The organism is Thalassococcus sp. S3, assembly GCF_004216475.1.
GTDB lineage: Bacteria > Pseudomonadota > Alphaproteobacteria > Rhodobacterales > Rhodobacteraceae.
Genome location: NZ_CP022304.1, coordinates 76,171 through 95,560 on the forward strand (window position 1 = coordinate 76,171; position 19,390 = coordinate 95,560).

19 protein-coding genes are annotated in these 19,390 nt (G+C 63.5%); 15 read left to right on the forward strand and 4 right to left on the reverse strand.

The features are described from left to right. The first annotated feature begins 76 nt into the window (after window positions 1–76). From bchF to CFI11_RS23775, 15 genes are all read left to right on the forward strand, one after another. Complete coding sequence (gene bchF / locus CFI11_RS23705; RefSeq protein WP_254449121.1) at window positions 77–574, forward strand: 2-vinyl bacteriochlorophyllide hydratase; 498 nt, start codon at window positions 77–79, stop codon at window positions 572–574. Then, on the forward strand, window positions 571–1,902 hold the full coding sequence (locus CFI11_RS23710; RefSeq protein WP_130410200.1) for a ferredoxin:protochlorophyllide reductase (ATP-dependent) subunit N: 1,332 nt from the start codon (window positions 571–573) through the stop codon (window positions 1,900–1,902). The genes bchF and CFI11_RS23710 overlap by 4 nt, the downstream gene beginning before the upstream one ends. Beyond that, on the forward strand, window positions 1,899–3,461 hold the full coding sequence (gene bchB, locus CFI11_RS23715) for a ferredoxin:protochlorophyllide reductase (ATP-dependent) subunit B (RefSeq protein WP_130410201.1): 1,563 nt from the start codon (window positions 1,899–1,901) through the stop codon (window positions 3,459–3,461). Before CFI11_RS23710 ends, bchB begins: the two co-directional genes overlap by 4 nt. Then, window positions 3,451–7,029, forward strand: coding sequence for a magnesium chelatase subunit H (locus CFI11_RS23720; RefSeq protein ID WP_130410202.1), 3,579 nt, complete (start codon window positions 3,451–3,453; stop codon window positions 7,027–7,029). The genes bchB and CFI11_RS23720 overlap by 11 nt, the downstream gene beginning before the upstream one ends. 130 nt (window positions 7,030–7,159) lie before the next feature. Beyond that, window positions 7,160–8,059, forward strand: coding sequence for a ferredoxin:protochlorophyllide reductase (ATP-dependent) iron-sulfur ATP-binding protein (gene bchL, locus CFI11_RS23725; protein ID WP_130410203.1), 900 nt, complete (start codon window positions 7,160–7,162; stop codon window positions 8,057–8,059). Continuing rightward, window positions 8,060–8,743: a magnesium protoporphyrin IX methyltransferase gene (bchM, locus tag CFI11_RS23730; RefSeq protein WP_130410204.1), complete on the forward strand. Its 684-nt coding sequence runs from the start codon at window positions 8,060–8,062 to the stop codon at window positions 8,741–8,743. It begins immediately after the preceding gene. Beyond that, window positions 8,740–10,170: a PucC family protein gene (locus tag CFI11_RS23735; protein ID WP_130410205.1), complete on the forward strand. Its 1,431-nt coding sequence runs from the start codon at window positions 8,740–8,742 to the stop codon at window positions 10,168–10,170. Before bchM ends, CFI11_RS23735 begins: the two co-directional genes overlap by 4 nt. Window positions 10,171–10,198: 28 nt before the next feature. Further along, window positions 10,199–10,969 carry a photosynthetic reaction center subunit H gene (gene puhA, locus CFI11_RS23740; protein WP_130410206.1) on the forward strand — a complete coding sequence of 257 codons (771 nt, stop codon included), beginning with the start codon at window positions 10,199–10,201 and terminating at the stop codon, window positions 10,967–10,969. Window positions 10,970–11,095: 126 nt separating this feature from the next. Further along, entirely contained in the window at window positions 11,096–11,731 is a 636-nt protein-coding gene (gene puhB, locus CFI11_RS23745) for a photosynthetic complex putative assembly protein PuhB (protein ID WP_130410207.1), read from the forward strand. Window positions 11,732–11,736: 5 nt separating this feature from the next. Then, the gene (puhC, locus tag CFI11_RS23750) at window positions 11,737–12,210 is read left to right on the forward strand and encodes a photosynthetic complex assembly protein PuhC (protein WP_130410208.1); all 474 of its coding nucleotides are present in this window, start codon (window positions 11,737–11,739) and stop codon (window positions 12,208–12,210) included. Between the two features lie 22 nt (window positions 12,211–12,232). Next, window positions 12,233–12,529, forward strand: a complete 297-nt coding sequence (locus tag CFI11_RS23755) for a hypothetical protein (RefSeq protein ID WP_130410209.1) — start codon at window positions 12,233–12,235, stop codon at window positions 12,527–12,529. Beyond that, window positions 12,526–13,650, forward strand: a complete 1,125-nt coding sequence (gene acsF / locus CFI11_RS23760; RefSeq protein ID WP_130410210.1) for a magnesium-protoporphyrin IX monomethyl ester (oxidative) cyclase — start codon at window positions 12,526–12,528, stop codon at window positions 13,648–13,650. The genes CFI11_RS23755 and acsF overlap by 4 nt, the downstream gene beginning before the upstream one ends. 160 nt (window positions 13,651–13,810) lie before the next feature. Beyond that, complete coding sequence (puhE, locus tag CFI11_RS23765) at window positions 13,811–14,635, forward strand: putative photosynthetic complex assembly protein PuhE (RefSeq protein WP_130410211.1); 825 nt, start codon at window positions 13,811–13,813, stop codon at window positions 14,633–14,635. Further along, a complete protein-coding gene (hemA, locus tag CFI11_RS23770; protein WP_130410212.1) occupies window positions 14,625–15,839 on the forward strand; it encodes a 5-aminolevulinate synthase in 1,215 nt (404 codons plus the stop codon). Before puhE ends, hemA begins: the two co-directional genes overlap by 11 nt. A 77-nt stretch (window positions 15,840–15,916) precedes the next feature. Continuing rightward, complete coding sequence (locus CFI11_RS23775; protein ID WP_130410213.1) at window positions 15,917–16,360, forward strand: cytochrome c family protein; 444 nt, start codon at window positions 15,917–15,919, stop codon at window positions 16,358–16,360. 54 nt (window positions 16,361–16,414) lie between these two features. Here CFI11_RS23775 and CFI11_RS23780 read toward each other — a convergent pair whose 3' ends face one another. From CFI11_RS23780 to CFI11_RS23795, 4 genes are read right to left on the reverse strand one after another with little or no spacing between them, the layout of a single operon-like run. Then, on the reverse strand, window positions 16,415–17,791 hold the full coding sequence (locus CFI11_RS23780) for a sulfotransferase (protein ID WP_130410214.1): 1,377 nt from the start codon (window positions 17,789–17,791) through the stop codon (window positions 16,415–16,417). A gap of 58 nt (window positions 17,792–17,849) precedes the next feature. Further along, a complete protein-coding gene (locus CFI11_RS23785; RefSeq protein ID WP_130410215.1) occupies window positions 17,850–18,269 on the reverse strand; it encodes a type II toxin-antitoxin system VapC family toxin in 420 nt (139 codons plus the stop codon). Further along, a complete protein-coding gene (locus CFI11_RS23790) occupies window positions 18,266–18,511 on the reverse strand; it encodes a hypothetical protein (protein ID WP_130410216.1) in 246 nt (81 codons plus the stop codon). Before CFI11_RS23790 ends, CFI11_RS23785 begins: the two co-directional genes overlap by 4 nt. Window positions 18,512–18,566: 55 nt before the next feature. After that, entirely contained in the window at window positions 18,567–19,247 is a 681-nt protein-coding gene (locus CFI11_RS23795) for a hypothetical protein (protein ID WP_130410217.1), read from the reverse strand. Window positions 19,248–19,390: the final 143 nt, after the last annotated feature.

Here is a 19,390-nt window from a genome sequence, read left to right on the forward strand (position 1 = left end):
AAGTTTTAATTGACACTTTGGTGATGCCAGCGATACCCTGCCTTTGAGACAAGCTAAGCCAATGGGGGAGTCGGCCTTGCCAGACCACGTTCACGCCAAGACTGTGCCGCCGGGACTATACACCCCCGAAGAGCGCCAGCGCCGTGATCGCACCATCTGGACGCCGATCCAGGGCGTTCTCGCGCCCTTGCAATTCATCGCTTTTGCCATCTCGGTCTTTCTGGTGATGCGCTATCTCTGGACCGGCGAAGGATACGTCGCCGCAACCTGGTCGATCCTGATCAAGACCGCCTTTCTTTACATCATCATGGTGACCGGTGCGATCTGGGAGAAGGTGGTCTTCGGCCAGTATCTCTTTGCTCCGGCCTTCTTCTGGGAAGATGTGTTCAGCTTTGTCGTGATCGCGCTGCACACCGCTTATATATGGGCGCTCTGGACCGGCGCGCTCGACAGCCAGGGCCAGATGCTCATCGCCCTCGCCGCCTATGCGGCCTACGTGATCAATGCCGGTCAATTTGTCCTGAAACTGCGCGCCGCCCGCTTGCAGGCCGCCGCGACGGAGGTGCCGGCATGAACGACCTCTCCCCCCTGCCCCAATCCGGCTGCGGAAACACGCCAATCCTGAAAGAGCGCGGCCAGCGCGAAGTGTTCTGCGGGCTGACAGGCATCATCTGGCTGCACCGCAAGATGCAGGATGCGTTTTTCCTGGTGGTGGGCTCAAGGACCTGCGCGCATCTGCTGCAATCGGCCGCCGGCGTGATGATCTTTGCCGAACCGCGTTTTGGCACCGCGATCCTTGAGGAAACCGACCTGGCCGGCCTTGCCGATGCGCAGGAAGAGCTGGACCGCGAGGTGGACCGCCTCCTTGCCCGCCGGACAGATATCAAACAGCTTTTCCTGGTGGGCTCCTGCCCGTCGGAAGTCATCAAACTCGACCTGCAGCGCGCTGCCGAACGGCTGACCGAGCGCTATGCGCCTTCGGTTCGGGTGCTGAACTTCTCCGGCTCGGGGATCGAGACGACGTTTACGCAGGGCGAGGATGCCTGCCTGGCCTCCATGGTGCCGGTCCTGCCGGGCACAGACACGCGAGAGCTTGTTCTGGTCGGCGCCCTGCCGGATGTGGTGGAGGAGCAAGCCGTCTCGCTGCTGAGCGATATGGGCATCGGCCCCATCCGCGTTCTGCCGGCCCCGCGCGCTGACAGTGATCTGGCCATTGGCGAAAACACCGTCTTTGCGCTGACCCAACCCTTCCTGGGCGACACCCATGCCGCATTGGAGCGTCGGGGCGCACGCCATATCCCGGCGCCCTTCCCGTTCGGCGAGGAAGGCACCACGGCCTGGCTGCGCGCCATCGCGAGCGAATTCGGCGTGGATGAAGAAACCTTTGCCCGCGTGACAGATGCGCCCCGCGCGCGGGCGCGCAAAGCCATCGCACAGGCCTCCGAAGTGTTGCGGGGGAAATCAATCTTCTTTTTCCCCGACAGCCAGCTTGAGATTCCGCTGGCGCGGTTCCTGACCCGCGAATGCGGGATGGAAGCCATCGAAGTCGGCGCGCCCTTTATCCACAAGGGGCTCGTCGGTCCCGACCTGGACCTCCTCGCCGCGGGGCCGGTGATCTCGGAAGGCCAGGACGTGGATCTGCAGCTCGACCGCTGCCGCACGGCCCGCCCCGACCTCACCGTTTGCGGGCTGGGCCTTGCCAATCCGCTGGAGGCGGAGGGCCTTGCCACCAAATGGGCCATCGAACTGGTCTTCACCCCGGTTCATTTCTACGAACAGGCCGGTGATCTGGCGGGTCTCTTCTCCCGCCCGCTGCGCCGTTCCAACCTTCTTCAACTCGACCAGGCCCCCTCTTCAAAATCCGGAGGTGTGAGGGCTGCCCCCCACGCAGGTCGCCCATGAAACTCACCGTCTGGACATATGAAGGCCCGCCCCATGTCGGCGCCATGCGCGTCGCCACCGGCATGAAGGGTCTGCACTACGTGCTGCACGCCCCGCAGGGCGACACCTATGCCGATCTGCTCTTTACCATGATAGAGCGGCGTGATCACCGCCCGCCGGTCACCTACACGACCTTTCAGGCGCGTGATCTGGGCAGCGACACGGCAAACCTCTTCAAAACCGCCTGCCAGGATGCCTATGACCGCTTCAAGCCCGAAGCCATCATCGTCGGTGCCTCCTGCACGGCCGAGCTGATCCAGGACGATCCGGGCGGCATGGCCGAAACGATGGGCATCCCCGTCCCAACGATTCCGCTGGAACTGCCCTCCTACCAGCGGAAAGAGAATTTCGGCGCCGACGAGACCTTTTTCCAGATCGTGCGCACGCTCGCCAAGCCGATGGAGCGGACAAAGCGGGTTACCGCGAACCTGATCGGCCCGACGGCCCTCGGCTTCCGGCACCGTGACGACATCACCGAGATCACCGGACTTCTGTCCGATATGGGCATCGAGGTGAACGTGGTCGCGCCCATGACCTCCACGCCGTCGGACATCGCCCGGCTGGGGGCTGCGCATTTCAACGTGCTGATGTATCCCGAAACCGCCGAGACCGCAGCGCGCTGGATGGAGCGGGAGCTGGGCCAGCCCTACACCAAGGTCGTGCCCATCGGTGTCGGCGCCACCCGCGATTTCGTGACCGAAGTGGCTGAGATCACCGGCCTGACCCCCTATCTCGACGAAAGCCGCCTGCGCCTGCCCTGGTATTCGAAATCCGTGGACAGCACGTATCTGACCGGCAAGCGGGTGTTCCTCTTCGGCGACGGTACGCATGTGAAAGCCGCCGCCCGGGTCGCTCGCGACGAGATGGGCTTCGAAGTGGTGGGCCTGGGCTGCTACAACCGCGAAATGGCCCGCGACATCCGCAAGGTGGCCAAGGCGTTCGGCGTCGAAGCGACGATCACCGACGATTACCTCGAGGTCGAACAGGTGATCGAAAAGCTCCAGCCCGAGATGATCCTGGGCACCCAGATGGAGCGGCATATCGGCAAGCGCCTGGGCATTCCCTGCGCGGTGATCTCTGCCCCCGTCCATGTGCAGGATTTCCCGGCGCGGTATTCGCCGCAGATGGGAATCGAAGGGGCAAATGTGCTCTTCGACACCTGGGTGCATCCGCTGGTGATGGGGCTGGAAGAGCATCTGCTGCACATGTTCCGAGAGGATTTCGAGTTTCACGATGCGGCCGGTCCGTCTCATCACGGCGGTCATGCGCGCAAACCGGATGTCGAGGGGGGGCCAGCCCCCCAGCCTGCGGCTTCCCCCCGGGATATTTCGGACCCAAAGAAGCAGGGGAACGATGCCAATGTGATCTGGCTTGCAGATGCGGAGAAGGAGCTCAAGAAGATCCCCTTCTTCGTGCGCGGCAAGGCGCGGCGCAACACCGAGACCTTCGCGATGGAGCGCGGTGTGAGCGAGATTTCCGTCGATACACTCTACGAAGCGAAGGCTCATTATGCGCGATGATCTTGGCATAGGGGGAGGCCGCATGCCCGGCTACCGCGTGGTCATCGTCACGCTGGACAGCCACGCGGCAGGCCCCGCTGAACGCGCGATGGAGACGCTGTCGCGTGACTATCCGGGTCTGAGCCTTTCGATCCATGCCGCCGCCGAGTGGGGCGAGACGCCGGGCGCCTTCGAGGCTGCGGAAGAGGCGGTGCTGAACGCCGATATCGTCGTCGCCAACCTGCTGTTTCTCGAAGAGCACGTCGCCCGCATCCTGCCCGCCCTACGCGCAAGGCGCCCCGATTGCGACGCGATGATCGGGGTCGTAGCCGATGCCGATATCGTCAAGCTGACCCGGATGGGCGCCCTGGACATGTCGGCGCCGGCCACGGGGGCGATGAAGTTTCTCAAGAAGCTGCGCGGCTCGTCCAAGCCCTCGTCCAATTCCGGCCAGAAGAACATGACGCTGCTGCGCCGGCTGCCGAAGATCCTGAAATACATCCCCGGCAAGTCGCAGGACCTGCGCGCGTGGTTTCTGGTGATGCAATACTGGCTGGGCGGGTCGGACGACAATGTCGAGGCGATGATCCGCTTCCTGCTGAACCGCTATGCCAAGGATACCGGCTGGAAGGCCGCTCCCGAAGCGGCAGCACCGGTGGAGTACCCCGATGTCGGCCTCTACCACCCCGACCTGCCGGAACGGATCACTACCGATCCCGACCGTGTGCCCGGACCGGCCGAGCCCAAGGCCACGATCGGTCTTTTGATGATGCGCTCCTACGTGCTGAGTTCGGACACCGCGCATTACGACAGCGTGATCCGCTCCTTTGAGGCGCGGGGCATCCGCGTATTACCGGCCTTTGCCGGGGGTCTGGACGGTCGGCCCGCGATCTCCTCTTACTTTCAGGGCGAGCATGGCGCGAAAATCGACGCGATGGTCTCGCTGACCGGCTTCAGCCTTGTGGGTGGTCCGGCCTATAATGACAGCGACGCGGCGGTGGATGTGCTGTCGGAGCTGGATATCCCCTATCTCGCCGCGCATCCGCTGGAATTCCAGACGCTGGGCCAATGGGCAGCGTCGGCCTCCGGCCTTGGGCCCATCGAGACGACGATGCTGATCGCCCTGCCGGAGCTTGACGGGGCCACCAACCCGACCGTTTTCGCGGGACGCCACGGGCCCGAAGGATGCCTCGGCTGCAAATACACCTGCAGCGCGGGATGTGAGCCCAAGGCCATGGCCCCCTGCCCCGAGCGGATCGACCAGCTTGTTCTCCGGGCCGAGAAACTGGCGCTTCTGCGACGCTCGCAAGTGGCGGAGCGGAAGCTGGGGATCATCCTCTTTGGCTTCCCGCCCAATGCAGGCGCTGCGGGAACCGCTGCTTACCTCAGCGTTTTTGAAAGCCTTTTCAACACCTTGCATGCCCTGAAAGCGCAAGGCTACGATCTGGAGCCGCCCGAAAGCGTCGAGGCCCTTCGCGAGGCCGTGTTGAAAGGTACCGCCCAGCAATACGGCCAAGAGGCCAACGTGGCCGACCATGTCAGCGCCGATCAGATCGTCGCGCAAACGCCGTGGCTTGACGAGATCGAGGCGCAATGGGGTCCGGCCCCCGGCCGTATCCAGTCGGACGGGCGCGGTGTGTTCATTCTGGGCGCGCAATTCGGCAAGGTCTTCATCGGGCTTCAGCCGACATTCGGCTATGAAGGCGACCCGATGCGGCTGCTCTTCGAGAAAGGCTTTGCCCCGACCCATGCCTTTACCAGCTTCTACCTTTGGCTGAAGAACACGTTCCAGGCCGACGCACTCCTGCATTTCGGCATGCATGGCGCGCTGGAATTCATGCCCGGCAAGCAGGCGGGCCCCTCGGGCGCGGACTGGCCTGACCGCCTGATCGGCGACATGCCGAACGTCTATCTCTATGCCTCCAACAATCCCAGCGAAGCGACGCTGGCCAAGCGGCGCACCAATGCGGTGACCATCACTCATCTGACCCCGCCTCTGGCTGCCTCCGGTCTCTACAAGGGGTTGGCGGAGTTGAAGGACAGCCTGACGCGCTGGCGGGGCCTGGCACCGCACGCACCTGAGCGCGGCGAGCTTGAGGCACTGATCGCCGAGCAGGCCGAGGCCGTGGATATGGGCGGGGCGGATGCCGAAACGCTCTGGCTGAAGCTTCTGGAGACCGAAGACGCGCTGATCCCCGATGGGCTGCATGTAGTGGGCCAGCCGCTGAGCGACATTGCGCGCAGCGAATATCTCGACGTGATCGCGGATGCCGATCCCGAGACCCGCGCACGGGTCGAACGCCTGCTGATGCAGGAGACGGAGTTGCGCGCGATGATGCGGGCGCTGGACGGGCGGTACATTCCGCCGGTGCCGGGCGGCGATCTGATTCGCTCGACCGAGATCCTGCCGACGGGGCGCAATATCCACGCCTTCGATCCGTTCCGGATGCCCACGGAATATGCCTGCCGCGATGGCGAGAAACAGGCGCAATTGCTGCTCGACACCCATCCCACCCTGCCGCGATCGGTGGCACTGGTGCTGTGGGGGTCGGACAACATCAAATCGGATGGCGGCCCCATCGCACAGGCGCTGGCGCTGATGGGCTGCAAGACACGGTTCGACAGTTTCGGGCGGCTCGCCGGAGCGGATCTGATCCCGCTGGACGAGCTGGGTCGGCCCCGGATCGACGTGATCATGACGCTGTCGGGGATCTTCCGCGATCTGCTGCCCTTGCAGACCCGCATGCTGGCCGAGGCGGCGCTGAAATGCGCCGAAGCCGATGAGCCGCTGGAGCAGAACTTCATCCGTGCCCACGCGCTGGCCTATGCAGAGAAGATGGGCGTGGACATGAAGACCGCAGCACTTCGCGTCTTTTCCAACGCCGAAGGGGCCTATGGGTCGAACGTGAACGTGCTGGTCGACAGCAGTGCGTTCGGGGATGAGGACGAACTGGCCGACGCCTACGAGGCGCGCAAGAGCTTTGCCTACGGCGTCGATGGCAAGGCGGCGGCGAACCCGAAGCTGCTGCAAAGCGCGCTGGCGGATGTCGAACTGGCCTATCAGAACCTCGAATCCGTCGAATTGGGGGTCACCACGGTGGACCATTACTTCGACACGCTGGGCGGCATCTCCCGCGCGGTGAAGCGGGCGCGGGGCGAAGAGGCGGCGGTCTATATCAGCGACCAGACACGGGGCGGTACCGGCAAGGTGCGGACCCTCAAGGATCAGGTGGCGCTTGAGACCCGCTCGCGCAGCCTGAACCCGAAGTTTTTCGAGGGCCTGCTCAAGCATGGCTCGGAAGGTGTGCGCCAGATCGAGGCGCAGGTGACGAACACGATGGGCTGGTCGGCCACGACCGGCCAGGTGGATGACTGGGTTTATCAGCGGATCAGCGAGACCTTCGTGCTGGATGACGAGATGCGCCAGCGGCTTGCCGATCTGAACCCGACGGCCTCGTCGCGGATGGCGAACCGTCTGCTGGAAGCCCACGACCGGAACTACTGGTCCCCCGATGCGGACACGCTCGCAGCACTTCAGGATGCGGCGGATGCGCTGGAGGATCAGCTTGAAGGGATCGCGGCGCAATGAGGCGGCGCGGTTGGGAGATGGATGACGTTGCAGGGGGGCCAGCCCCCCATCGGCCAAGGGCCGATTCCCCCCGGAGTTTATCCGGCAAGATGAAAGAGGGAGCACGTTCTGAGATGGAAAGGGAAGTCGCATGAGTCCTCTGGATCGCTCGCCCCCCGTGTTGCGGGGACAGGACGGTGAAGGATCGGTGCAGGTGCATCAGGATGCCTCTTTGAAGATCGAGGGGGCCAAGGTGTTTTCCGTCTACGGCAAGGGCGGGATCGGCAAGTCGACGACCTCGTCGAACCTGTCGGCGGCGTTCTCCAAGCTGGGCAAGCGCGTGCTGCAGATCGGCTGCGATCCGAAGCATGACAGCACCTTTACGTTGACGGGGCATCTGCAGCCCACGGTGATCGACATTCTCAAGGAGGTGGATTTCCATCCCGAGGAGTTGCGGCCCGAGGACTTCGTGACCGAAGGCTATAACGGCGTGCTCTGCGTCGAAGCGGGCGGGCCGCCGGCGGGCACGGGCTGCGGCGGTTATGTCGTGGGGCAGACGGTCAAGCTGCTCAAGCAGCACCATCTGCTGGAAGAGACCGACGTGGTGCTTTTCGACGTGCTGGGCGACGTGGTCTGTGGCGGGTTTGCCGCCCCCCTACAGCACGCGGACCGGGCGGTGATCGTCACGGCGAACGATTTCGACAGCATCTATGCGATGAACCGCATCATCGCGGCGGTGCAGGCGAAGTCCAAGAACTACAACGTCCGGCTGGCCGGATGTGTGGCCAACCGCAGCAAGGACACCGACGAGGTGGACCGCTTCTGCGACACCGTCGGCTTCAAGCGGATTGCCCATATGCCGGATATCGACGCGATCCGCCGGTCGCGTCTGAAGAAGAAAACGCTTTTCGAGATGCCGGACGAGCAGGACATCGTGGAGGCCCGCGCCGAATACATCCGACTGGCCGAAACGCTGTGGGCCGGGACCGAGCCGCTGGCGCCCGCGCCGATGGAAGACCGCGATATCTTTGAGCTTCTGGGGTTCGATTAAGTGACCGCCTACGACCAGACACTCGCCCGCGTCGAGACCTATTTCGACAGGACCGCGACCCAGACCTGGGCGCGGCTCACCAGCGATGCGCCGGTGTCGAAAGTGCGCGAGACAGTGCGGGCCGGGCGCGACCGGATGCGTGACCTGATTCTGTCCCGCCTGCCTTCCGATCTGAGCGGGCAGCGGGTGCTGGATGCGGGTTGCGGCGCCGGGCAGATGTCGGTCGAGCTTGCACGGCGGGGGGCGGAGGTCGTGGCCTGCGATATCTCGCCCTCGCTGGTGGACATCGCCAAGCTGCGCACCCCTCCGGAATTGCTGCGGCGGATCACTTATGTGGCGGGCGATATGCTGGATGCCACCCATGGCCGTTTTGACCATGTCGTCGCGATGGACAGCCTGATCTACTACACCGGCTCGGACATTGGCGCAGCCCTGAAGCGGCTGGAGCCGCGCACGCAAGGCAACATCGTATTCACCGTCGCCCCACGCACGCCGCTTCTGATGACGATGTGGTATGCGGGCAAGCTCTTCCCCCGATCAGACCGCTCCCCCGTCATGATCCCGCATGATCACGGGCGTCTGGCGCGGGACGTGAAGGCACAGGGAGTCGGGCGGCTTTTGCGGCCCGTCGATCAGATCACTTCGGGCTTTTACATTTCTCAGGCCATGGAGCTTCGAGGATGAAGAACCGGCTCAAAGAGCTTTCCCTGTCCTGGCTGCCCTTCGCGGATGCGGCCAGCGAGGATTTGCCGCTGAGCCAGATCCTGCGGCTCTCGCTGTTTCAGGTGTCGGTCGGCATGGCGTCTGTCATGCTGTTGGGCACGCTGAACCGCGTGATGATTGTCGAGCTGTCGGTGCCCGCGATGATCGTGGCGGTGATGATCGCGCTGCCCGTTCTGATCGCCCCCTTCCGCGCGCTTCTGGGCTTTCGGTCCGACACCTATCGCTCTGCCATCGGGTGGAAGCGGGTGCCCTACATCTGGTTCGGCTCTCTGTGGCAGTTTGGCGGGCTGGCGATCATGCCCTTTGCCCTTCTGGTGCTGGGTGGCGATGTCGTGCATGAGCTTCCCTTTGCCGGAGAGGTCCTGGCCGGGCTGGCCTTCCTGATGACCGGCCTTGGCCTGCACATGACCCAGACCGCTGGGCTGGCGCTGGCAAGCGACCGGGCAACGGATGAGACGCGGCCCCGGGTTGTCGCACTGCTATACGTCATGTTCTTGGTGGGCATGGGGCTTTCGGCGGTGATCATCGGCTGGCTTCTGTCGGATTACTCCGATCTGCAACTGATCCGCGTCGTTCAGGGCACTGCTGTCGTGGGCGTGCTGCTCAACCTGATTGCGCTGTGGAAGCAGGAACAGGTCCGCCCCATGAGCCGGAAGGAGCGGGAGGCGCCCCGCCCCCGCTTTGCCGATGCCTGGGCCGATTTCGCGCGCGGTGGCCGCGCCGGGCGGCTGCTGGCCTGTGTCTTTGTGGGCACCATGGCCTTCAGCATGCAGGACGTGCTGCTGGAGCCTTACGGCGGTGAGATCCTTGGCCTCTCGGTCAGCGCCACCACGCTTCTGACCGCAATGTGGGCTGGCGGAGCGCTTCTGGGCTTTGCCTATGCCGGGCGGCAGATGGGGCGTGGGTCCAACGCGTACCGTCTGGCGGGCCTTGGCGTTCTGGCGGGCGTCTGGGCGTTTTCGATGGTGATCTTCGCCGCACCCATGAATTCCGCGCCTCTCTTCTTTGCTGGCGCGGGCCTGATCGGCTTTGGCGCGGGCCTCTTTGCCGTCTCCACGCTGATGGCCGCGATGACCATGCCCGCCGAAGGGCTCGCCGGTCGTGGCCTCGCGCTCGGTGCCTGGGGTGCGGCACAGGCCACCGCCGCCGGTGTTGCCATCGCGCTTGGCGGCACGCTGCGCGACTGGATTGGCGCGCTCGCCATGCAAGGCGCGTTCGGCGAAGGGATGATGAGCCCGTCCGTCGGTTACTCCTTCGTCTATCACACTGAAATCGCTCTTCTTTTCGTCACACTCGCCATCTTGGGACCGCTTGTGCGGACCTCCGGGGCGGCGTCACTTCAACAACCGGGACCGGCCAGATTGGGCCTGGCCGATTTCCCGACCTGATCATCGTCCACAAGGAGGGACAGAACCCATGGTAAACGCATTTTTCGGAGAGTTCGATCTCGCCAGCCTCACGCTCTGGCTGTTCTACGGCTTCTTCGCGCTGCTGATCATCTACATCCAGCGCGAGAACATGCGCGAAGGCTATCCGATGGAGGATGACGACGGCAACGTGGCCCCGAACCAGGGCCCCTACCCCCTGCCCGAGGACAAGACCTTCAAATTGCCCCATGGCCGGGGTGAGGTGACCGTGCCCAGCGGACAGAACCCGGACCGCAAGGATCTGGCCCTGCGCCGGACGTCGAAAGCCAACGGCTTCCCGATGGAACCGACAGGCGATCCGATGCTCGACGGTGTCGGCCCCGCCTCCTGGGCGCCCCGCCGGGACGTGCCGGAACTGGACGGCCACGGCCACCCCAAGATCGTGCCGATGTCGGCCAACGAGGCCTTTGCCGTTGCCGCCGGACGTGATCCACGCGGCCTACCCGTGATGTCCGGCGACGGAGAGATCGTGGGCGAGGTCACCGATATGTGGATCGACGAGCCCGAGCAGCTGGTGCGCTATCTTGAATACAAGCTCGACCCGAAATGGGGCGAGGGCACCCGTCTGGTCCCGATGACGCTGGTGCGGATCTGGTCGAACCAGGTGAAGATCAAGTCGATCTATGCCAAGCATTTCGCCACCGTGCCGACTATCGCCTCCCCGCGTCAGGTCACGCTCCTCGAGGAGGAAAAGATCAGCGCCTATTACGGCGGCGGCAAGCTTTATGCCGACAGCAGCCGGCTTGAGCCGCAGATCTGATGACGACGGTTCCCGCATATCACCTGTGCTGCCCTGCAAAGGGCAGCCGCCGGGCGCGCCACGCGCGGCAGCAAAGACATGCGGGGCCCAAGGAAGCCACTTACATTCAGAAGGGGGATACTCGCCATGTCTCACGATGATTTCGCCGTCGAGCCCGTCAAAGGGCTCCCCGAAGTGCCGCCCGAGAACGAGGAAATCCTCTGGCAGGGCCGCCCCTCCACCTGGGCCATCCTCCGCGATGCGCTGAGCCTGAAATGGGTCGTGGCCTATTTCGCCTTCCTCACCGGCTGGCGATTTGTCAGCGTGATCGACCTGATGCCGCTGGGCCAGGCCATCGGTGCGTCGATACCCTTCGTGATCCTCGGCGGGATCGTGGTGGCGCTTCTCTGGCTGGTGGCCTTCGTGCAGGCGCGGGCCACGGTCTACACCGTGACCAACCGCCGCGTTGCCATGCGGGTGGGCGCGGCCCTTACCGTGACACTGAACCTGCCCTACACACAAATCGCCAATGCGATGCTGGACCTGCGCCGTGATGGCACCGGAACCATCGCGTTCGAGACGCTGGGCGAGACGCAGCTCAGCTATCTGACCCTCTGGCCCCATATCCGCCCCTGGCGGATGAACCCGACCCAGCCCGCCTTGCGCGGCATCCCCGAGGCCGAAAGGATCGCGGCCCTGATCTCCGACGCGGCCGAAGCACGGGTGTCCACTCCGCAGGTGGAACGTAAAGCGCCGTCCGGTGCGGCCGTGGCAGCGGAGTGAGCGTGATGTCCGACACCACCCAGCGCCCGCCCCGCATCCGCGCCGATCGCGACGAGCTGGTGCCCCGCATGATGGTCCGCGCGATGTTCGCGCTGGTCGTCACCTGCCTGGTCCTCGTTGCCGCCGCGCGTCTCACCGACCGCCCGCTGGAACACACGCCCGCCGACATGCCCGTGATCAAGGAACGGGTGATCTTCCTCGACGGCGACATGTCCGGTGCCGCGCAGATCTACGACGAAAACCACGTCCTGATTGCCGACCTCACACCAGAAGCCGGCGGTTTCATCTCCGGCGTCAAGCGTGTGCTCGACCGTGAGCGCCTGAAACACCGGGTCCCCGCCGACGGCCCTGTCCTTTTGCAACTGCGCGAGGGCAACCGGCTTTCGATCCACGACCCGTCCACGAATTGGTCAGCCGAGCTCATGGGCTTTGGCGCCACAAACCTCCGCAGCTTTGCCAGGCTGCTGGAACAACCGTAACCCGAACATAAGGAAGCCACTTATGGGACTACTGACAAAGGACTTCGAGCGTGCGCCCTGCACCGTTGAGATCAGTCACAAGTTCGAAAGCCTGCACGCGCATGTGCGGTTCAACAACGGGGCGGTGATCTACCCCGGCGACGAGGTGAAAGTGCACGGGCCCGAGATCATGGCCCCCTTCGGCGAGGTTGTCATCGAAGAGCGCGAGGCCACGATCGTCCGCGCCTCGAAGCTGGAACAGCTCTGGACCCGCCTCACAGGCGATTTCGAAGTGATGGAGCTTTGCGAATTCTCGTTCTCCGAGGAGGTGACGCTATGAATGCCCCCCTGAAACACACCGCCGACGCCACCACCGTCGAAGAAGGCCTCGCCATCCAGGAGGAGCAGGCCAAGTTCGACAGCGAGGCGGCCACCGCCGTGGCGATGCAGAACACTCTGCTGACCCCGCGTTTTTACACCACAGATTTCGATGAGCTGGATGCCATCGACGTCTCCCCCGTCCGCGAGGATTGGGACAAGCTGATCGCCCAGATGGTCAGCGACCCCAACAAGGGCCATTTCAAGAAAAACGAGGACTGGGACCATGTCGACTGGGACGGCATGGAGCCGGAGCTAAAGAAGGAATTCATCGACTTCCTGATCTCCTCCTGCACCGCCGAATTTTCGGGCTGCGTGCTTTACAAAGAGATGAAGCGGCGCGGCAACAATGCCGACATCACCCAGCTCTTCCAGCTCATGGCCCGTGACGAGGCCCGGCATGCCGGCTTTATCAACGACGCCCTGCGCGAGGCGGGTGTGGCGGTGAACCTCGGCTTTCTTACGCAAAAGAAGAAATACACCTATTTCCGGCCGAAATTCATCTATTACGCCACTTATCTGTCGGAAAAGATCGGCTATGCCCGCTATATCACGATCTTCCGGCACCTTCAGGCCAATCCCGAACACCGGTTCCACCCGATCTTCAAGTGGTTCGAGGAATGGTGCAATGACGAGTTCAGCCATGGCGAGGCCTTCGCCCTGCTGATGAAGACCGAACCCAAGCTCACGCAGGGGTTCAACGTCTACTGGATCAAGTTCTTCCTGACGGCGGTCTATGCCACGATGTATGTGCGCGACCACCAGCGGCCCGCCTTCCACAAAGCTCTGGGTGTCGATCCCGACTGGTATGCGCATGAGGTCTTCACCAAGACATCGAAGCTGAGCGAGCAGATCTTCCCGATCACGCTCGATATCGAGCATCCGCGCTGGCAGCCCAACCTCGAAGCTCTGCACCGCGCCAACGTGCAGATCGCCGAAGGCAAGAAGCAGGGCGGCATGGGCGGCAAGGTGAAGGAATGGACCGGCTCGCTGAAAGCGGCCCGCGCCTTCCTGTCGCTGCTGACGATCCCGGCGAACAAGCACCAGGTGCCCGCCTCCACCCGTCTGGAGCCGGCTTACTGATGCAAACTTTCGACCATAACGCCCATGCGCGCCGAACATATGTTCCGCTCGCGCGCCCATCCCCTGGGGGGGATGGGATGGGCGCGCGCGCCTATGGCGCGCTGGTCGGTCGAACGAGTGTTTGGCGCAAAGGCGTTGCCCACCCCACGGAGGTCGCCCAATGACCCCGTGGATCGCCGCCCTTGCCGCGCTTTTCATCTGGTGGTTCTCCACCGGGGCCATCCTGATGCTGATCAAGCACGCCGATCGGCGGGGGCCCAAAGCGCGGCAAATGGCGGTGATCGCAAGCCTTCCGATGCTCATCCTCGGCATCTGGGGCTATCTGGCCACGCTCGACAGCACCACCGTCGCCGCCGCCTATATCGGCTTTCTCTCCGCTCTGGCCATCTGGGGCTGGATCGAAACCGCCTTTCTTGCGGGCATCATCACCGGCCCCATCACCAAGCCCTGCCCCGAAAACGTGCCCGAATGGGAACGCTTCCTGCGGGCCTGGGGCACCATCGCCTGGCATGAGATGCTGCTCGTCGGGGTGATGATGCTGATGATCCTCTATGGCTGGGGCCATGCAAACCCCTTCGGCATGTGGACCTTCATCATCCTCTTCGGGGCCCGTGTCTCGGCCAAGCTGAACCTCTATTTCGGCGTTCCCAAGATCAACACCGAGTTTCTGCCCAAGGCTCTGGCGCACCTGCCCAGCCATTTCCGCATTCGCCGGCTGAACTGGATCTTCCCGATCTCGGTCACTGTCCTCACCTTTGCTGTCGCCTGCTGGCTCGAACGCCTGCATTCGGCCGACACAATGGGCGACGCCATCGGCTTCGCCCTTCTCACCGCCATCACCGCGCTCGCTCTGCTCGAACACTGGCTGATGGTCCTGCCGCTCCCCGACGAGCGGCTTTGGCGCTGGATGCTGCCGCAAGAGGGCACCGCGCCCAATCAACAACATAAGCTACCTAAAAGACCGGAGGACGCCCATGGACTTTGACGCCCTGTTCCAATCCCAGCTCGACACCCTCAAGGACGAGGGCAATTACCGCATCTTTGCCGAGCTGGAGCGTAAATCAGGCCAGTTTCCCCGCGCACGCTGCCATGACGGCGAGGCGCCCGATGAGGTGACCGTCTGGTGTTCCAACGACTATCTGGGCATGGGCCAGCACCCCAAGGTGACCCAGGCCATGAAGGACGCCATCGACAGCTGCGGCGCCGGCGCCGGCGGGACGCGCAACATCTCCGGCACCAACCATGCGCACAAGCTGCTGGAGGCCGAACTGGCCGATCTGCATGGCAAGGAGAGTGCTCTGCTCTTCACATCCGGCTATGTGTCGAACTGGGCCGCGCTCTCTACCCTCGGCAGCCGTCTGCCCGATGCGGTGATCCTGTCGGACGAGCTGAACCATGCCTCCATGATCGAAGGCATCCGGCATGCGCGCTGCAACAAGGTCATCTGGAAGCACAACGATCCCGAAGACCTTGACCGCAAGCTGGCCGCCCTGCCCGCCAATGCCGCCAAGATCGTGGCCTTTGAAAGCGTCTATTCCATGGACGGCGACATCTGCCCGATGGAAGAAATCATCGAGGTTGCGGAAAAGCACGGTGCCATGACCTATCTCGACGAGGTCCATGCCGTTGGCCTCTACGGCCCCCGCGGCGGTGGCGTGTCCGAAGAGCTTGGCCTCGCTGACCGTATCACCCTGATCGAAGGCACGTTGGGCAAGGCCTATGGCGTCGTGGGCGGCTATATCACCGGCTCTGACGCTCTGTGCGACTTCATCCGCTCCTTCGCGTCCGGCTTCATCTTCACCACCGCCCTGCCCCCTGCCGTGGCCGCCGCAGCGCGGGTGTCGATCCAGCACCTCAAAAACTCCGATGTAGAGCGTAACATGCAGCGCGAACGGGTCGCTTATCTGCGCAAGCGCCTCGATCAGGAGGGCATCCCGCATATGGACAATCCCAGCCACATCATCCCCGTGATGATCAAGGATCCGGTCAAATGCCGCATGATCGCCGATTACCTGATGCAGCAATATGGCATCTACGTGCAGCCCATTAACTATCCCACCGTGCCCAAGGGGACCGAGCGGCTGCGCTTCACCCCTTCCCCCCTGCACGATCAGGATGATATCGAGCATCTGGTGATGGCCTTGAAAGAATTGTGGAAACAATGCGCGATTTCTCACGCTGTCGCCTAAAGTCTCACCATTGTGACTGTTGACTCTTGGTCGCTTGTATTAGGTAAATCCCCAACAGAACTGTTGGAGGACATGTTATGAACCGTACCATCGCCACGTTGATCGCGGGGCTTCTGGCCGCACCTGTTTTCGCAGACGGCCACGCTTCCGGTGACGCAGCTGCTGGTGAAAAGGCATTCAACAAGTGCAAATCGTGCCACATGATCGTGGCCGATGACGATACCGAAATCGTCAAGGGTGGCCGCACCGGCCCCAACCTTTACGGTATCGTCGGTCGTCAGGCCGGCACGATCGAAGGCTTCCGCTATGGCGACGATCTGGTCGCCGCCGGTGAAGCGGGGCTGGTCTGGGACGAGGCGAACTTCGTCGAATATGTTCAAGACCCCCGCGCCTTCCTGCGTGCCTATCTTGATGACAGCAAGGCCCGCTCGAAAATGTCGTTCAAACTGCGTGACGGTGGGGCGGATGTGTATGCCTACCTCGCAAGCGTTGGCCCGGCAGAGGAAGCAGCCACCAACTAAGCCGCAACACGCGTTGTATCAAATGAAGGTCGCAGCCCCGTGCTGCGGCCTTTTTCATTCTTCACGCGCCGCATCGCGGGCGGCCCAGGCGTCAAGATAGGCGTCCCCGCCAAGTGCTGCGACCAGCGGGTCCAGCAACCCGTTATAGGCTTTCCACGTCCCAAGACCACTTTGGTTGATCCCCTCCCGTACCTGGATCAAAGACGCCGTGCGGATCCCGCCCGGCCGTCTCTCGGGCGTCAGGCACGCATCGCACCAGTCCAGCCGCGTGTGATCCAGAAGGGCGGCGATGGCCGCGGGCGGGTCCTGCACCAGGGCGCGGTAGGATTGGATCCGCACCCGCTCTCCCAGCTTTTCCCGGTAATCCTGCGTGGCTTCCTCAACAATCCGGGTCAGATGACCGATCCAGTCGAACCGTTTCGAAAAGCCATGCGTGTCGTGGAAATGCGTTGTGAAATTCGACAGCCCCGTGTCCAGCGGATGCCGGTCCATCACGACAAACCGTGCCTCGGGCCATAAATGCGCCGCGTATCCGATGTTCAGGCAATCCATCGGCATCTTGCTGACAATCACCGGTGCATCCGACAGAAGCTCGGCGCGCTCCAGAAAATGCTGCCGCAAGGCCTTCCATTGCGCTTCATCTAGGCCCTGCCACCCCCAGGCATCACCGGCAAGGTGTCGGGCCGCTGCAAGGCTTTCCTGCAGCGCATAACTCTCCCCGATGGATTGCACCTGAGGATGACAGGCCAGGATGCTTTCCGTCAGCGTCGTACCGCTTCTTGGCAGGCCCACCACAAAGATCAACCTTGCACCACCGCTCGCAGGCTTCGGCGCATGGTAAAGCGCCTTCTGCGCCTCCAGCAGCGCCTCCATCGCGCCTGGATGGTATTGCCCCGGGCTCAGGGATTTCGCGCGGGAGAAACAGTGCAAGGCCGCGCGAGGCCGCTCCGCGCGGTCCTCGATCCGGCCCAGGGCGTTCCACGCAACCGCGCGCTCGCCGCTCGGATAGCCGGCATTCCGGGTGATCTGCCGCAGCAGACGCGCCCGGCGCCCGTCCCGCTGAAAGGGCGCAAGCCGGTTCAGGGCCGCCAGCGCGTGGGCCGATCTGGGCTTGAGCTTCACCGCCTGCTCATAGGCATGGGCCGCCCCCTCCCGGTCCCCCAGCAGCAGGGCCATGGCCCCTGCCCTGCCCCAGGCCTGCGGGTCGTCCGGCCAGTGTTGAGAGATCACGCGCAGCAGCGACAGCGCGGTCTTTCCATCGCCGAGGGTCCGGTAACAGGTCGCCGCCTGATCCAGAACCTGACGGTCCAGCGGATCGATCTCAAGCCATTGCAACGCCTCCGCCAGGGCTGCCTTGACCTGACCGGTCTCAATCTTCTCCTGAATGCTGCGGTGATGGGTCGGGATTGTCGCCTGCGCCTGACCTGACATGCTCTCTCTGCCCTCTCGATACGGGCACAAGCCTTATCGGGGGAGCATAAAGGCCCGGTTAATCCTCAAACGGATTGTAGAGATCGATCCCCGCGCCGTCGAAATCGCGCAAGTTGCGTGTGGCCACACTTGCCGCATGAACAAGGGCCGTGGCGGCGATCATCAGATCGCTCTGCCCCGGTGTCCGCCCCGCTTGCCGGGCCTGGGCCGCCATCATGCCGTAAGCCTCCGCCGCCGCCAGATCGAAGGGCAGAATGGCGCCCTCGAAATCCTCGTCCAGCATGCCGGTCACAGCCTCGTCGAGGGCCCGGCGTCGGCGGCCTTGCGGCAGGCACGCCACGCCATACCGCAGCTCCGCCACCGTGATCACGCTAAGCACCAGCCGCTGCGTCCCCTGCGCGGCAAACCAGTCCAGCACGGCCTGCGACGGGCGGGGCTTCATCAGCTCCGAAATGACATTGGTGTCCAGAAGGATCATGCGTCCGGTGCGATCGGATCAGGTAACCTGTCCCGGTTTGGCAGCGTCAGATCCGTTTCCAGGCCCGCAAATCTTGCCCGGATGCTCTGGACGACATCTGCCGCGCTCCGGTCTTCGGCCTGCATCCGCTCGGCCAGCACCGCGCGCACTTCCGCCTCCATCGACCGGCCATTGCGGGCCGCCGACTGACGCAGGAAATCGTGCAAATCGGTATCCACGTTTCGGATGGTCAATGTGGCCATATCATTCCTCCGGATCACCACAATTATATGGGCGTCGCCTGCAGTGCTGTCAATGCTAGCAGATGATGCGCACCTCGCTTATGCTGTCGTCCACCGCCTGACATGCCCTCAGCAGGCGCTCTTCCAGATGGGTCTGCACATAGGCGCCGTGAAACCGGCTGGGTGCCTTCAGGCTCAACCGTCCCCCTGCCCTTTCCGCCCGGCTGAGACCTGCGAACCAAGAGGCGTAAAGCCCCTCGTCCTCTGCATGCAGCACGCCCTGCGCCAACGCCCAGTCCGTCCCCTCCGACATGTCCGGCGGCTTGATCGCCCCTTTCACCGGCAAGGCCACTACCTTTGGCTGCTCCTCGCTTTGGCCCATCCGCAACTCGAAATCCGGTCCGACCTTCGGCCATTCGCTCGCCGTCTCCTCCAGCATCCGGTCCAGCGCAAGACGGTATTCCGTGACATGCCCGCGCGCGCCCTGCCGTTTGACAACCAGCCAGCCCATCGCGCGCAATCGCGCCATCTCCCGCTTCACCGTCCGCTCATCGACGGACCACAGCCGCGCAATCTCGCGCTGCCCCACGGCGAGCTCATCCCGCGCCCAATTGTACCGCGCGGTGATCAGGGTCATCAGCCTCAGAACGCGACGCTGATCATGTTTGTCCCGCGCAAGCGCATAAGCGCCAAGTGCTGTCAGCACGTCATATTTGCGCGCAGCCGCATGGCGGCCCACGGGTTTTGTGGAAAGCATCACTGCCCTCGTTGTTCCGGCTGGCATTGGAAATGCGAGCTGCCTCAGTGACCGGGCGGGTTTGCCCCTGCGTTGCTGCGTTCCGGTCGTTTTTTCATCTCGTGCCCTGATTTGCGTCCTTAACCGCGATTCTGTCAAGCGCG